This window comes from Gammaproteobacteria bacterium, assembly GCA_035279405.1.
In the GTDB taxonomy this organism is placed as follows: Bacteria; Pseudomonadota; Gammaproteobacteria; order Natronospirales; family REEB76; genus REEB76.
The window spans coordinates 104669-119920 of the sequence record DATEHU010000011.1 but is presented as its reverse complement, the minus strand read 5'-3'; the positions used below and the strand labels follow the sequence as shown (position 1 = coordinate 119920).

Sequence of the window (15252 nt, the reverse complement as noted above, 5' to 3'; positions counted from 1 at the left end):
CCCGGAATTTTTGATTCGGATTCGCTGGAGAAAGCGCCGTGAAAATCCGCGACATGAACTGGATGCAGGTTGAAGAATACCTCAAGAAGGACGATCGAGCGGTGCTGCCGATCGGCAGTACCGAGCAGCACGCCCAGTTGAGCCTGTGCGTGGACCATATATTGTCGGAACGGGTGGCGCTCGAGGCCGCGGAACCCTTGGAGGTGCCGGTATTTCCGGGCGTGCCCTACGGCATCACGCCGTATTTCATGGCATACCCCGGCACCATCAGCCTGACCGCGGATACCTACGTGCGCCTGATCCGCGACATCCTGGACAGTCTCGCGGCGCACGGGTTCGGACGCATCGTGCTGGTGAACGGCCACGGTGGGAATGCCCCGGTCCAAACCTTGATAGATGAGTGGCGGGGCACGCATCCGGGCGTGAGCGTGAAATTCCACAACTGGTGGAAAGCGCCCGCCACGTGGGAGAAAGTCATGGAAATCGATCCGGTGGCATCGCATGCTTCATGGATGGAAAACTTTCCCTTCACGAGGCTCGATGACGTCCAGTACCCGGAGGATCAGAAACCCATGCTGGACGTTGCGCGCATCCGCGAACTAAGTCCGGCGGAGGCAAAGCGCTACCTGGGCGACGGGAATTTTGGCGGCCGTTACCAGCGCTCCGATCAGGACATGCTGGCGGTATGGCGCGCGGGCGTGGAGGAAACGCGGAGAGTTATCGCCGAAGACTGGCCGTAGTTTTACCGCGGTTTTTTCTGAGCGCCGACGCATGAATTGTAGCGCCATGCAGGTGAGTCAGGCCGGACTTGGCGTCTGGCCAGCCGAAACGTTTGAGATCAATCCGGCCTTTCCGGTCGGGAAACACGCCTTCTTCCAATAGCCGAGCACGCTGGCCGTCAGAGCCGCAGCCGTGGCTGCGACAACTGATTTCCCCCTTGTGATTGATCACCCGCTGCCAGGGAACCTTGGAGCCGTGGGGCAGGGAGGCCATCGCATAACCGACTTGGCGCGGGCCACAACCCACCAATTTTCCGATTCCGCCGTAGGTGCTGACGCGCCCGCGCGGAATCGCGCACACCTGGGCGTAAATGCGCGCATACACGGAATCCTGCGGCGGCTCAGCTTGGCTTCGGAGTTTCGCCGCAGAGAATGTAGCCCTGATTGTTCTCGCTGACATAACGGCAATGGTAGCGGTCCCGGTCCAGGGGCCGATAGGTCTCTTTGGGCAACACGGCGGGAACCGCCGACGGGTTCTGGTACCGGCTCTGGCTCATGATCTGCAGATTCATCCAGTCGCGGTGCTGGCGCTGGTCATCGAGTTGCATGCGGCAGCTTATATAACGCGGCTCGGGATACTGCCAACCCTGGTCGCGGCAGGCCTGATCATCCCGCACAGCCAGATTCAGCATGTGCGCGTGTTGCTGGCGATCCATGGCCGCGCAACCAGTGCACAGCATCAACGTCACTATCAACCAAACCGTTTTCATGAAACACCGCTCGGATCGGCGATGCGGGTCGGTTCTTCTACGCCCAGGTGGCGGGGAAGTTCTGACAACGCTAAATACACAACAGTGTGCAAACTTGCGGCCCCGGAAACGGGGCCGCTTTACTTGTGCCGTGAGGCCGCAGGTGATCGACTTACGGCCAGCTCTTTCCTCTGAGTGCTTCTCGCCATCCATGTAGATCGCCCACATTGCTGGGCGAGCGACCGGTTGAGGTGCCGTTCATGGTCTGATGTGCCAAACCCTGAGTTTCGAAGTCCAGCTAGTTTGAACAATGCACATCCAATACCAGCATAAACACATTTGGATGTGATGCAATAATACTACGTCGGCAGATTCAATTTGTTGCCAGTTAGCAACAATCGAACGGCAGAACACACCGACGCGTTGTTTATCCGGCCGTAAAATGATTGCTTCAGCTTAAACACGTATTGAAATGGCAACAAACAGTGTCGCTTGCAATTTGCATTTTTGGTACTAGACTTGCTGTGCGAATGAGACGGATCTAGGGGACGTTTTCGAACTCACCAGGGATGTCACAGCCGAATGCATGCATTCGGGACCTGTGCGCATACCCGTGCGCACGGTTCACCGGTTCTCAAATAAAATTTAAGGAGCCTCGAATGAACAGCAACCTGAAAAGTGCCTGCCGTTACGCTCTGTTGACGGGCGGCGCGCTGGCGGTGGCGGTGCCATCGGTTTTCGCGCAAAACGCGCCGGCAGCCGGCACGTCGAATCAAGCCGTCACGGCTCAACTTGCCAAGGTCACCGTCACCGGCACCGCCATTCCACGGACCAACGTTGAAACCCCGGCACCGGTCACAGTGATCACGGCCAAACAGATTCAGCAAAGCGGCTTGACCACCATCGCGGATGTGGTGCGTACCCTGTCGTCGGACAATAGCGGCACCATTCCGCTGGCATTTACCGCCGGTTTTGCCAACGGCTCGTCAGGCGTGGCACTGCGCGGCCTGACAGTGAATTCCACCTTGATCCTGATCGATGGCCGACGCACCACGGCTTATCCGCTGGCTGACGACGGCGAGCGTTCCTTTACTGATTTGAACACCATTCCGTTGAATGCCGTCGAGCGTATTGAGGTGCTGAAAGACGGTGCCTCGTCGATCTATGGCGCGGACGCCATCGCCGGCGTGGTAAACATCATTCTGTATCCCTCGTGGACCGGTTCACGCGCTACCGCGCAGATTGGCGGTTCGCAGCATGGTGGCGGTGCCTCGCAGGATTACACGTTCATCACCGGCACCGGCAATCTGGATACCAACAACTACAACGCATACCTGAGTGTCGAGTACCACACCCAGCGGCCGATCTATAACCACAATCGCAAATTTCCACTGGATGCCTGCGACCTGAGCTCGATTGGCTATTTTGACGGTTGCGTCGGCGGCAATCCTGCATTTGGCGGTTCCGGCGTCGGTGGCTCCATCTACGGCGTTGAGGCGCCGGCCACCCTTGGAACGCCGGGCAACTTGTTGACCGGCGTGCAGATTTCCGGAACGAGCTTCGTGCCCATCCGTCCCTGCCCGACTCCTGTGACCTATCCGGGCACCGGTGGCGGCACCGGCACGGGCTGTGCCTACAACCAGGTTGCCAATTACGGCCAGCTTGCACCCGAAACCAAGAGTTACTCCGTAGACGGCCGTATTACGGTGAACCTGAATTCCACCACCACGGCCTATCTGAACGCGAGCTTCAACCAGTTCCGCATGGTGTCCCAGAGCGGTCAGGGTGCTTCAATCCAGAATGGCGTTCCCAATAATACCGATACCATTGCGCTGCCGCCCACGCTCCCGAATGGCAACCCTAATCCGCAGGACCTGTTTGCATCTCAAGGTCAGTACGCGCTGATCCAGTACAACTTCGGCGATCTGCCCGGCTTTGGTTGGGAAACCGATGTCAACCATGTGATGCGCATGGACGCCGACGTGAACGGCGCGCTCACCGAAAACTGGAACTACGACGCCGCACTGAACCTGAATCACGCCTGGCTGAACGTCAATGACTACGGCTTTCTGGACTTTCCACAGTTGATGCAAGACGTCACCAACGGCACCTACAATTTCCTGGATCCGTCGCAGAACTCGCAGGCCGTGCGCGACGCGCTGTCGCCCACCATCGGCAAGACCTCGACTACCGACGAAGACTCGGCGGATTTCACCATCAACGGTCCGCTGACGAATTTGCCGGGGGGGCCCTTGGCTTTGGCGGTAGGCGTGCAGTGGCGCTACGAGGCGCAGGATGATGCGGCGCTGAATCCGGGCGACAACTTTCAAGGCCTCGGCAACACCCAGACCATCGGCCACCGCAATGTCTCGGCCTTGTTTGCGGAGCTGGATGCGCCGGTGCTGCCGTCTCTGGAGATGGATCTGTCCGGGCGCGAGGACCACTATTCCGACTTCGGCAGTGCCTTCTCGCCGAAATTCGGTGTGAAATGGACGCCGATCCAGCAACTAGCCTTCCGCGGCACCTACTCGCGCGGTTTCCGGGCGCCGTCCTTTGGCGAGAACGGCTCGAGCTCGGTACTGGGATTCATCACCTTCAATCCGATCCTGAGTGCACCGGCGTGGGTGAACACGCACTGCGCCACGGGATCGCCGCCGGGAACACCGACTGCGCCCTGTACGCCGGATTTCTACGCATCGCCATACGGCTTGGGGCTGTTTACCGGCGCCAATCCGGCTATCCAGCCGGAGCGGGCTCGCAACTATACGCTGGGCATGGTGTTTCAGCCGATTTCAGAGCTCAGCGGCTCGGTGGACTACTACAACATCCTGAAGACCAACGTGATTGCGCCGCCGGCAACTTCGGCGCTGATTTCCGCCTACTTCTCCGGTTCGCCGATGCCGGCGGGATCGGTCATCGTGGACACGCCCGATCCGCTGCATCCGACCGCACTGCCGCGCCCGATTCAGTTCAACGGCGTGTATTCCAACCTGAATGAGTTGCGCACCAGCGGCTTCGATGTCAACTTGCGTTACAACGAGGATTTTGGCCCGCTGACTTGGACCAGCAATTTCAACGGTACCAAAATCGAGACTTGGTGTGAAACGCTGTCGGCCGGCGGTCCCTGTGTCTCCATGGTGGGTACGCAAGGGCCGTACATCTTGTCCTCGGGTGCCGGCACGCCGAAGTACCGCTGGAACTGGGCCAATACCCTTGCATTCGGACAGGAGTTCAGCGCCACCGCCACAGTCTATTGGACGAGCGGGTTGTACATGTCGGTACCCGACATCTTTGGACCGACTGCCGGGTGCTTCTCCACCGGCCCCAGCGGCAACCCGGTGCCGCCGGACTGCGAGATGCCGGCGTTCTGGTATGTGGACCTGACGGGCCAATGGAACATCAACAACAACTGGGCGCTGACCGCGGGCATCCTGAATGCGACCGACAAGGCCCCGCCGTTCGACCCGATTGACTATGCGGGCAACAACTACAACCCGACGTATGCGCAGCAGGGAGCGATGGGCCGTTTCTATCAGGTCGGCGTGCAGGTCAAGTTCTGATAATCACTCAAAGATTAGTTTGAGTGTTAAGCGGCCCCGGAAACGGGGCCGTTTTTTTGCATCAGAATGGCACGTAGCTGTGGGTCGGCCGTGGGCTAGCCTGTGCCCAACGCCTCCCGCAGACTATCCAGGTGGCGTGCATACCGGCGCCAGCGGCCGGCCGATGCGCTGTAGATAGGCTGGCGCGCCTGCCAGGCACTTGCGGTATCTATGCGTTCGCTGTGCTTGTGGGATTCGAGGCATGCCGGATCCCACCGCAGGCCGGCAGCCGCCACTAGCGCGCGAACTTGACTGTCGGGCTCGCGCACCAATTGTTCATACCGTACATCGTACGGCGGTACCGGCAGCACCTGCTGCCAGTAGCTCATGAGATCCCGGTATTGGCGGTAAAAGAACGCGATGTCGTCGAGCGCGTAGGCATAAGTATTGCGCGGGTGGGCAAAGTGCTGGAAGTAGATGGACAGGCAGGTGTCCAGAGGATCGCGCACGCAATGCATGACCGGCGCACCCGGAAACAGCAAGCTGATCAATCCCAGGTGCAGGAAATTGAGCGGATTCTTGTCAATGACATGCGCAAGCCCGCGCGCCGGCGCTGGCCAGGCGGAGCGTAGTGCCGCCGCGTGCCGCGTGCACAAGGCCAGAGTGAGTGCGCGCGCACATTCCGGATAACTTTTGCCGGTCTGTGCGGCCAGGTCGCGGGTGAGCGCATCCACGAGTTCCGTTTCACCGAGGCCGTAGCACTCGGGGTGGCTCGCAAGAATGCGCTCGACGAGCGTGGTGCCGCTGCGCAACATGCCGATCACGAAGATCGGCTGCGGGGTCGCGTTCGCGGGCGCCGGGGCTGCGCTGCGCAGGAATTCGGCGGTGAATACTTGTTTGGCGCGCGCGATGTAATCCAGCAACTGCTCGCGGTCGAATTTCACGCGTTCGTGTTGCAACTCGTTGCCGCGCCGATAGTGCTCGAAGGCCTGGTCGTAGGATGCCAGATCGTCGTATATCTTTCCGAGGCTGAAGTGCAGGCAAACGTGTGTCGCCGCGCTCAGATCCGGTTGCGCAAGAATCCGTTCGAACTTCCCGATGAGTGCGGAGTCCCCCGGGCCAAAACGCCGGGTGTGTGCGATCCTCAGATAGGCGGCATCGCTATTGGCATTCAGGTCTATGGCCTTGAGGAAGGCCTGTTGCGCCCGTTCGAACTGTCCGGCCGCTTGGTAGGCGTTGCCCAGCGTGAGCTGTGCCTGGGCGTGACGTGCATCGGAGGGCGGGCAGTTGGCAAAAATACTTTCGGCTGCGGAGAACAGTCCGAACTTGACGAGCAGGCCTCCGAGCTGGAAGCGGAGGCTGACATCGTCCGGTCGCGTCGCGAGGAGCTTTTCTAGGATCAGGCCGGCGTCAGGGCCGCGGCCGGTCTCGTGGTACAGATAGGCCAGGCTGATATAAGCATCGTTCAGCACAGCGTCACGCTCGATGGCGGCCAGCAGCGCCTGTTCGGCACGCGCGCTATCGCCGTAGCGGCGCAGGCAGTTGCCCAGCTGATAGTGCGCGAGCGCGAGTGTGTCGTCGAGCCGGACCGCCTGCAGCAGGGCATTGCCCGCGGCCGGCAGGTCGCCGGCTTCGAGGTAACGCAGGCCAAGCTGCAGCTGGCGGCGAGCCTGCGCTTGGGCGGGTGTGAGGAGCGGTAAGGTCTCGGCCATGGCGTGGGGAAGCGTAAGGGCGCGGCCATTCTAGCGGCAATCGGCCGGTCGCGCGCGGGTAGCAATGCAGTCCGACGGCTGTCCCGCATTGCATGCGACGGAAAACCGGGTTACTTCGGTCGCGGCTCGAAGTCAAAACGCATGGACAGATCCACGGCATGCAGATGCTTGGTGAGCGCGCCTACCGAGATGTAGTCCACGCCGGTTTCGGCGATGGCACGCACCCGCTCCAGGTCCACGCCGCCGGAGGCTTCGAGTTTGACGCGCCCCGCGGTTGCGCGCACCGCATTGCGCAGCCCGTCGAGGTCGAAGTTGTCGAGTAGCACGATGTCGGCATCGGCTGCGATGGCCGCACGCAACTGCTCCAGATTTTCAACCTCGATTTCCACCGGTACTTTCACGCCCTGACGGCGGGCGGCGTCAATTGCGGCCGCTATACCACCGGCGGCGGCGATGTGGTTTTCCTTGATGAGCATGCCGTCGAACAGGCCCAGGCGATGGTTGCGGGAGCCGCCCACGCGCACCGCGTATTTCTGCGCGCGCCGCAGGCCCGGCAGCGTCTTGCGGGTGTCGAGAATTGCCGCGTGCGTGCCACGCACGGCTTCGGCATAACGGCGTGCGGCGGTGGCGGTCCCGGACAGGGTTTGCAGAAAGTTGAGTGCGGTGCGCTCGCCGGTGAGCAGCGCACGCGCCGGGCCTTCGAGCTTGCACACAATCTGGTCGGCATGGAGGTCGTCGCCGTCGTGCGCGTGCCAGGTGACGCGGACATCCCGGTCCAATTGATGGAATACCTCATCAAACCATGCGCAGCCGCACAACACCGCGGTTTCGCGCGATATCACCTGTGCGCGTGCGCGTGCCTGCGGATCAATCAAAGCAGCTGTCAGATCGCCGTTGCCGATGTCCTCGGCAAGTGCGCGGTGCACGCATTCGACCACGTCGTCGGGCAGAGGGATGGACATGCGCGCGGATTATACGCAGCTGCCGCAAGTTGCGCGGCTGCGGGCCGCGGTTTAGACTGACTCCAGTTTTCGCGGTCGCGCGCCGGATTTTCCGCGCCCCTCCACGGCCGCCGCTGAAATCTCAAGAAGGAGAACGCCATGACTCATGAATTGCCCAAGTTGCCATATGCGCTCGATGCGCTTGCGCCGCATATCTCGAAGGAAACCCTGGAGTTTCATTACGGCAAGCACCATAAAGCCTACGTGGACAAGCTCAACAGCCTGATCCCCGGCACCGAGTTTGCGAACTCCTCGCTCGAAGATATAGTGAAAAAGGCCAAGGGCGGGATGTTCAATCAAGCCGCACAGGTCTGGAACCACAGCTTTTACTGGCACAGCCTGAGTCCCAAGGGCGGCGGCCAGCCGGGCGGTACTCTGGCCGAGGCCGTGAAGAAATCCTTCGGCTCATTCGAGGCGCTGCAGAAGGAATTCAGCGAGAAAGCCGCCGGCCTGTTCGGTTCCGGCTGGGCCTGGCTGGTGAGGCGGCCGGATGGCAAGCTGGCCGTGACCCAGACCAGCAATGCGGAAAATCCGCTGACCGGCAGTGACAAGCCGTTGCTGACCTGCGACGTGTGGGAGCACGCGTACTATATTGATTACCGCAACGCCCGGCCGAAATACATCGAAGCCTGGTGGAAGCTGGTGAACTGGGAGTTCGCGGCGAAGAATCTTGGGCATTGAATGGCAGCGCGCAAGCGCTCCAAGACGAGGGTCAACCATGTTGAAGGCATTAAATGTTGCGCTGTTATCGTTGTTGGCAGGACTGTCGCTGGCCTCGATCAGCGCCTGCTCAACCAACAAGCCCATGGTCGGTACGACCGTCGGCAGTTTCGCGGATGATTCCTATCTCACCAGCGTGGTCAAGGCCAAGCTGCTGGGTGACACGGGCCTCAAGGCCTTTCACATCCACGTCACCACCAAAGCTCAGGTGGTGACGCTCACCGGCACCGTGCCTACTGCGGCGCTGCGCGACGAAGCGGTGCAGGTGGCGAAGGGAGTGGGCGGCGTCAAGGGCGTGATAGACGATATCCAGATCGGACCAGGCAGTTAACTTACCGGAGGCGGACAGCTTTTTATGGACACGATGACACGCATCAAGGGGCAGCTCGATAGTCAACCGGTGCTGCTTTTCATGAAAGGCACTCCGGAGTTTCCGCAGTGCGGCTTCTCGGCGCGTACCTCTCAGATACTGAAAAATCTGGGTGTGGAATTTGGCCACGTGAATGTGCTGGCCGATCCCGAAGTCCGGGCCAATCTGCCGAAATTGTCCAACTGGCCGACCTTCCCGCAGCTCTTCGTCAAGGGGGAACTGGTGGGGGGCTGCGACATCACTGCGGAGATGTACGAATCCGGTGAGCTGCGGGAACTGCTGGACGCGAAGGGCATCAAGCACAGTTGAAGGGAATTGCGGGCATCCTCGGCCACGCAGCCGGCAGATCAAGTGCCGGGCAGGTTGTCCCGGTAAATCGGTTGGAACCGGTTGACGATCTCGCAGAACAAATCCGCGGTTTTCTCGGCGTCGTAGCTGGCGGAGTGGGCCGCGGATGGATCCCACGGCAGGTTCAGGGCTTCGACAGCGCGCGCCAGCACGGTCTGGCCGACGGCCACGCCACCGAGGGTGGCGGTATCGAAGCTGGAGAAGGGGTGAAAGGGATTGCGTTTGATCCCGCTGCGCGTCACCGCGACATTGAGGAAACCCAGATCAAAGAATGCATTGTGCCCGACGAGGATGGCGCGCGTGCAGTCGTATTGCTGCAGCGCCTCACGCACCGCACGGAACACGCGCTGCAGCGCGTCGCGCTCCGGAATCGCTGGCCGCAGTGGATGCCAGGGATCGATGCCGTTGACCTCGAGCGCGGCCGGGTCAATGTTGGCGCCCTCGAAAGGCTGCACGTGATAGCCGTGGGTGGCGCCGCGCCGCAGGCGGCCGTCTGCGTCCATTTCGACGAGCACCGCGGCGATTTCCAGCAAGGCGTCGCGCTGATTGTCGAAGCCGCCGGTTTCCACGTCCACCACGACCGGCAGGAAGCCACGAAAACGCTGTGACAGGCGCTGCGGAGTGGAGGCATCATTCATGGGTGCGGCAACCTGCATGCGTGGGTGTGAATCACTTGGCCAGCGACCAGCTGACCGCTTCTCCGGCACGCATTGGCACGACTTGGTGTTCGCCGAAGGGATAGGCTTCCGGTACGGTCCAGGATTTCTTTACCAGCGTGATTTTGTCACGGTTGTGCGGCAGTCCGTAGAAATCCGCACCGTGGAAGCCGGCGAAGGCTTCGAGCTTGTCCAGCGCGCCCGCCTGTTCAAAGACTTCGGCATACAGCTCGATGGCGGCGTGCGCGCTGAAGATTCCGGCGCATCCACAGGCGTTTTCCTTCAGGTGTCGGGCATGCGGTGCGCTGTCGGTGCCGAGGAAGAATTTGGGATTGCCACTGATGGCTACCTGGATCAGGGATTCTCGGTCGCGCTCGCGTTTGAGTACCGGCAGGCAGTAATAATGCGGCCGGATCCCATCGCGTAACAGCGCGTTGCGGTTGTAGAGAAGATGGTGTGGCGTGAGCGTGGCCGCGAGGTTTTTGCCTTGCGCCAACACGAAATCCACCGCCGCGCGCGTGGTAATGTGTTCGAACACAATCTTGAGCGCTGGCAGGCGGCGCAAGAGCGGTGCGAGCACGCGCTCGATGAACAAGGGCTCGCGGTCGAATACATCCACCGCCGGATCGGTCACCTCGCCGTGCACCAGCAGCGGCATGCCCAGTTCCGCCATTTTTTCCAGCGTCGCGTCACAACGGCGGATGTCGGTGACGCCGGCAGCGGAATTGGTGGTGGCGCCCGCGGGGTAGAGCTTCACGCCATGGATATGTCCGCTGGCCCTGGCTTGGGTGATCTCATCCGGCGGCAGGTCGTCAGTAAGGTACAGCGTCATCAACGGCTCGAATTGCGCGTGCTTTGGGAGTGAGTCGAGAATCCTCTGGCGATAGGCAAGCGCCGCAGCTGCGGTCGTGACCGGGGGTTTCAGGTTCGGCATCACGATAGCGCGGGCGAAACGCCGGGCACTGTGCGCCAGGACGTCGCGCAGCATGGAACCATCGCGCAGGTGCAGATGCCAGTCGTCCGGCCGCGTGATGTTGAATGATGCGCTCATTGGGTGGGTCGTTCCGGTTTGCACGGGGCGGTATAATACGCGGGCTCAGGCTCGCCGCCCGCTCCGGCGTGACCACGGCAATCGTCTGTGGCTTGGTCATGCACGCGCGACAGAGCAGGCATTCGCAGTTCCAGGATGGTTCCGCCGCGATGATATAGGGCTTTCCGCACGGGCGGAAGGCGCGGGCCGCGAATAGACCGCCTGAGCGCCCATTACCTTGAGCGTGGTGAGAAATTCCATGGCCAACGATGCCGCCAATGCCCGCGATCCCGATCCGCAGGAAACCCGCGAGTGGTTGGATGCGCTCACCTCGGTACTGGAAGTCGAGGGCACGGAGCGCGCACATTTTCTCATCGAGCAGTTGATTGACGCGGCGCGCCGCTCCGGCGCGCATCTGCCCTACAGTCCCAATACCGCTTACGTCAACACCATTCCGCTCGCACACGAGCCGCCCTATCCCGGCAACCGCGAGCTGGAAAAGCGTATCGAAGCCTACCTGCGCTGGAATGCCGCGGCGATGGTAGTGCATGCGAACAAGGCCAACAGCGGCATCGGCGGGCATCTGGCGAGTTACGCGTCCATCGGCACCCTGTTCGAAGTGGGATTCAACCATTTCTGGCGTGCGCCGCAGGACGGAGTGCCGGGCGATCTCGTGTATCTGCAAGGGCATTCCTCACCCGGCGTCTATGCCCGCTCCTACCTCGAAGGCCGATTCGACGAAGAGCAATTGTTCAATTTCCGGCGCGAGGTCGAGAAGCGCGGATTGTCCTCGTATCCGCATCCGTGGCTGATGCGCGACTACTGGCAGTTCCCGAGCGTATCCATGGGCCTGGGTCCGATCATGGCAGTGTATCAGGCGCGCCTCATGCGTTACCTGGAGCACCGCGGGTTCCTCAAACCCTCGGACCGCAAAGTGTGGTGCTTCATCGGCGACGGCGAAGTGGACGAACCGGAAACGCTGGCCGCCACACCGCTCGCGGTGCGCGAGCACCTGGACAATCTTGTATTTGTAATCAACTGCAATCTGCAGCGGCTCGACGGACCGGTGCGCGGCAACGGCAAGATCATTCAGGAGCTGGAAGCGCATTTCCTGGGCGCGGGCTGGAATGTCATCAAGGTGTTGTGGGGATCGCGCTGGGACGAACTGTTCATGCGCGACAAGCACGGACTGCTGCCCAAGCTCATGATGGAGTGCGTAGACGGTGAATACCAGGATTACAAGTCGAAAGACGGCAAGTTCGTGCGCGAGAAGTTCTTCGGCAAGTATCCGGAGCTGCTGGAGATGGTCGCCAACATGAGCGACGAGGAAATCTGGCGCCTCAACCGCGGCGGACACGACGCGCGCAAGGTGTATGCCGCATACCAGGCGGCAGTCGGGCACAGCGGCCAGCCGACGGTGATTCTTGCCAAGACCATCAAGGGCTTTGGCCTCGGCCGGGCCGCTCAGGGCCAGAACATCGCTCACAACGTGAAGAAGCTCGATGAAGCGTCCATGCGCGAGCTGCGCGACAACCTGAATATTCCGGTGAGCGACGAGAACATCAGCCAACATCCGTTCATCCGTCTGCCGGCGGATAGCCCGGAAATGCAATACCTGATGGAACGGCGCAAGGCCTTGGGCGGGTTTCTTCCCCAGCGCGGCGGCAATGCCAAACCGCATGACGTACCTGCGCTGGATGCCTTCCAGAAGGAACTGGAGGGCACGGGCGATCGCGAGGTTTCCACTACCATGGCGATGGTGCGCGTACTCGCCGTGATGCTGCGCGACAAGAATATCGGCAAATATGTGGTGCCGATCATTCCCGATGAGGCGCGCAGTTTCGGCATGGAAGGGCTGTTTCGCCAGATTGGCATCTACTCCGCGGTGGGCCAGCTTTACCAGCCGGAAGATGCCGACCAGCTTATGTACTACAAGGAATCCAAGACCGGGCAATTGCTGGAGGAGGGCATCACCGAGGCGGGCGCCATGAGTTCATTTCTGGCCGCCGGCACCGCCTACAGCAATTATGGCGTGACCCTGATTCCATTCTTTTGCTTCTATTCGCTGTTCGGCTGGCATCGCATGATGGACCTGGCGTGGGCGGCGGCGGATTCGCAGGCGCGCGGATTTCTGGTGGGCGGTATCGCCGGGCGCACTACGCTCGAAGGCGAGGGACTGCAGCACCAGGATGGCCATAGCCAGGTGATGGCGGCCAACATTCCCAATTGCATTCCCTATGATCCATGCTATGCCTACGAGATCGCCGTGATTGTGCAGGATGGCCTGCGGCGCATGTTCAAGGAACAGGAACATGTTTACTTCTATTTCCCGGTGATGAATGAAAATTACCCGCAGCCGGCCATGCCCAAGGGCGTGGAAGAAGGCATCCGCCGCGGGCTTTATCCGCTGCGCGCGGGCCGCGGCAACGTCAAACTGCGCGTGCAACTCATGGGCAGCGGTACCATTCTGCGTGAAGTCCTGGCGGCCGCCGAGCTGTTGGAGAAGGATTGGAACGTGGCCGCGGATGTGTGGAGCGCCACCAGCTTTACGCTGTTGCGTCGTGACGGCCAGGATTGCGCGCGCTGGAACCTGCTGAATCCCGGGAAGAGTCCCCGCGTTCCCTATGTCGCCCAGCAGCTCGAGAAGCATCCCGGACCGGTGATCGCAGCCAGCGATTACGTGCGCCTGTTCGCTGACCAGATTCGCGAGTACGTGCCGCGGCGGTTCGCGGTGCTCGGTACCGATGGCTTCGGCCGCAGCGACACGCGCGAGGATCTGCGGCATTTCTTCGAGGTGGACCGGTTTCACGTTGTGGTGGCGGCGCTCAAGGCGCTTGCGGATGACGGTCAGCTGGATGCGAAGCGGGTGACCGAGGCCATCAAGAAGTACGGTCTGAATCCCGAAAAACCGAACCCCATGACGGTGTGAAATTGTAGGAGCGACGGTCTCCGTCGCGACATTCGAATCGCGGCGCGTGACGCCGCTCCCACAACAAGAAATGTGAGCATGAGCAATACGATAGAAGTCAAAGTCCCCGATATCGGCAACTTCAAGGACGTGGACGTCATTGAAGTCATGGTCAAGGCCGGTGACCGGATCGAGAAAGAGCAGGGGTTGATCACGCTGGAAACCGACAAGGCTACGATGGATGTGCCGGCGCCAGAGGCAGGGACTGTCAGGGAAATGAAGGTCACGCAGGGTGACAAGGTTTCCGAGGGTTCGTTGATTCTGACTCTGGAACTCGCCGGCGCAGGGGCGGGCGCAACCGGGCAAAGCCAAAACAGATCCAAAGAATCCAGGCCCGTTCAGGCGGCGGCGCCCAAGGCGGCTCCAGTACCCTCGCCACCGGCGGCCGGGGCGGACAAAGGCGGTAACCGGCAAGTTGCGCCAACCCCGGCGGCTGCGGTGCCTGCATCGCCTCCCGTTGTGCCCGCGGCTCCCATCAATGAGTCCGGTTTTGGCAAGGCGCACGCGGGACCGTCGGTGCGCAAGCTGGCGCGTGAACTGGGCGTGGACCTGCCGCGCGTCACGGGCAGCGGGCGCAAGGGGCGCATCACCCACGATGACGTAAAGGCGTTCGTAAAGGGCGTCATGCAGGGCGGCGCGGCCGGCGGCGGACTGCCGAGAGTGCCGGTGGTGGATTTCGCGAAGTTCGGTGCAATCGAAATCAAGCCGCTGCCGCGCATCAAGAAGATTTCCGGACCGCGCCTGCAAGCCGCGTGGGTCAACGTGCCGCATGTCACCCAGCATGACGAAGCCGATATCACCGAGCTCGATAACGTGCGCAAGGCGCTCAAATCCGACGCGGAAAAAATCGGCACCAAACTCACGATGCTGGCGTTTCTGGTCAAGGCCTGCGTGGCTACGCTCAGGCAGTTTCCGGAAGCCAACAGTTCACTCGATCCTGCCGGCGAGAATCTGGTGTACAAAAAGTACTTTCACATCGGGTTTGCCGCGGACACGCCGAACGGGCTGATGGTGCCGGTGATCCGCAATGCCGACCGGAAGAACGTATTCGAGATCGCGAAGGAACTCGGCGAGCTGGCGCAGAAGGCGCGCGACGGCAAACTCAAGATTGACGAGATGCAGGGCGGCACCTTCAGCATTTCGAGCCTGGGCGGCATCGGCGGCACCTTGTTTACACCCATCGTGAATGCGCCGGAAGTGGCGATACTCGGCGTGTCGCGCTCACAGATGAAACCGGTGTGGAACGGCAAGGAATTCCAGCCGCGGCTGATGCTGCCGCTGTCGCTGTCCTATGATCACCGCGTGATTGACGGCGCCATGGCCGCGCGCTTCACCACTTTCCTGTGCCAGGTGCTGTCGGAAGCACGCAATCTGGTACTTTGAAGATCATGCGGCCGGGTTGGGTGCTGCTAGCGTGTAGCCGGCGGTCCTGTGGGGACC

General features: G+C 61.2%; 13 protein-coding genes. 7 read left to right on the top strand and 6 right to left on the bottom strand.

The genetic code is table 11. From position 1 onward, the window contains the following. Positions 1-38: 38 nt before the first annotated feature. Positions 39-740: a creatininase family protein gene (locus VJR90_00820; GenBank protein HKV96018.1), complete on the top strand. Its 702-nt coding sequence runs from the start codon at positions 39-41 to the stop codon at positions 738-740. Here the strand turns inward: VJR90_00820 and VJR90_00815 are convergent. Together VJR90_00815 and VJR90_00810 are read right to left on the bottom strand one after the other, a co-directional pair. Next, on the bottom strand, positions 718-1104 hold the full coding sequence (locus tag VJR90_00815; GenBank protein HKV96017.1) for an MGMT family protein: 387 nt from the start codon (positions 1102-1104) through the stop codon (positions 718-720). The two genes, VJR90_00820 and VJR90_00815, sit on opposite strands and share 23 nt — an antisense overlap. A gap of 16 nt (positions 1105-1120) precedes the next feature. Further along, positions 1121-1489, bottom strand: a complete 369-nt coding sequence (locus tag VJR90_00810) for a hypothetical protein (protein ID HKV96016.1) — start codon at positions 1487-1489, stop codon at positions 1121-1123. Positions 1490-2127: 638 nt separating this feature from the next. On the opposite strand from VJR90_00810, the gene VJR90_00805 reads away from it, so the two are divergent. Next, the gene (locus VJR90_00805) at positions 2128-5028 is read left to right on the top strand and encodes a TonB-dependent receptor (protein ID HKV96015.1); all 2901 of its coding nucleotides are present in this window, start codon (positions 2128-2130) and stop codon (positions 5026-5028) included. A 95-nt stretch (positions 5029-5123) separates the two neighbouring features. Here the strand turns inward: VJR90_00805 and VJR90_00800 are convergent, their stop codons facing one another. Together VJR90_00800 and nadC are read right to left on the bottom strand one after the other, a co-directional pair. Continuing rightward, on the bottom strand, positions 5124-6719 hold the full coding sequence (locus tag VJR90_00800; protein HKV96014.1) for a sulfotransferase: 1596 nt from the start codon (positions 6717-6719) through the stop codon (positions 5124-5126). Positions 6720-6829: 110 nt separating this feature from the next. Continuing rightward, positions 6830-7681 carry a carboxylating nicotinate-nucleotide diphosphorylase gene (nadC, locus tag VJR90_00795; protein ID HKV96013.1) on the bottom strand — a complete coding sequence of 284 codons (852 nt, stop codon included), beginning with the start codon at positions 7679-7681 and terminating at the stop codon, positions 6830-6832. A 138-nt stretch (positions 7682-7819) separates the two neighbouring features. Here nadC and VJR90_00790 point away from each other — a divergent pair, with 138 nt between their 5' ends. Genes VJR90_00790 through grxD form a run of 3 tightly spaced genes read left to right on the top strand, consistent with a single transcriptional unit; the run spans position 7820 to position 9119 of the window. Continuing rightward, positions 7820-8401 (top strand): Fe-Mn family superoxide dismutase, encoded by a 582-nt coding sequence (locus VJR90_00790; protein ID HKV96012.1) that lies wholly within the window; start codon positions 7820-7822, stop codon positions 8399-8401. Positions 8402-8438: 37 nt separating this feature from the next. After that, complete coding sequence (locus VJR90_00785; protein ID HKV96011.1) at positions 8439-8771, top strand: BON domain-containing protein; 333 nt, start codon at positions 8439-8441, stop codon at positions 8769-8771. A 24-nt stretch (positions 8772-8795) separates the two neighbouring features. Further along, the gene (gene grxD / locus VJR90_00780; GenBank protein HKV96010.1) at positions 8796-9119 is read left to right on the top strand and encodes a Grx4 family monothiol glutaredoxin; all 324 of its coding nucleotides are present in this window, start codon (positions 8796-8798) and stop codon (positions 9117-9119) included. A 38-nt stretch (positions 9120-9157) separates the two neighbouring features. Here grxD and rnt read toward each other — a convergent pair whose 3' ends face one another. After that, entirely contained in the window at positions 9158-9796 is a 639-nt protein-coding gene (rnt, locus tag VJR90_00775; protein HKV96009.1) for a ribonuclease T, read from the bottom strand. Positions 9797-9827: 31 nt separating this feature from the next. Further along, positions 9828-10865 (bottom strand): dihydroorotase, encoded by a 1038-nt coding sequence (gene pyrC, locus VJR90_00770; protein HKV96008.1) that lies wholly within the window; start codon positions 10863-10865, stop codon positions 9828-9830. Positions 10866-11103: 238 nt separating this feature from the next. Between pyrC and aceE the strand changes: the two genes are divergently transcribed. Further along, positions 11104-13773 carry a pyruvate dehydrogenase (acetyl-transferring), homodimeric type gene (gene aceE, locus VJR90_00765; protein ID HKV96007.1) on the top strand — a complete coding sequence of 890 codons (2670 nt, stop codon included), beginning with the start codon at positions 11104-11106 and terminating at the stop codon, positions 13771-13773. 78 nt (positions 13774-13851) lie between these two features. After that, the gene (aceF, locus tag VJR90_00760) at positions 13852-15195 is read left to right on the top strand and encodes a dihydrolipoyllysine-residue acetyltransferase (protein HKV96006.1); all 1344 of its coding nucleotides are present in this window, start codon (positions 13852-13854) and stop codon (positions 15193-15195) included. Positions 15196-15252: the final 57 nt, after the last annotated feature.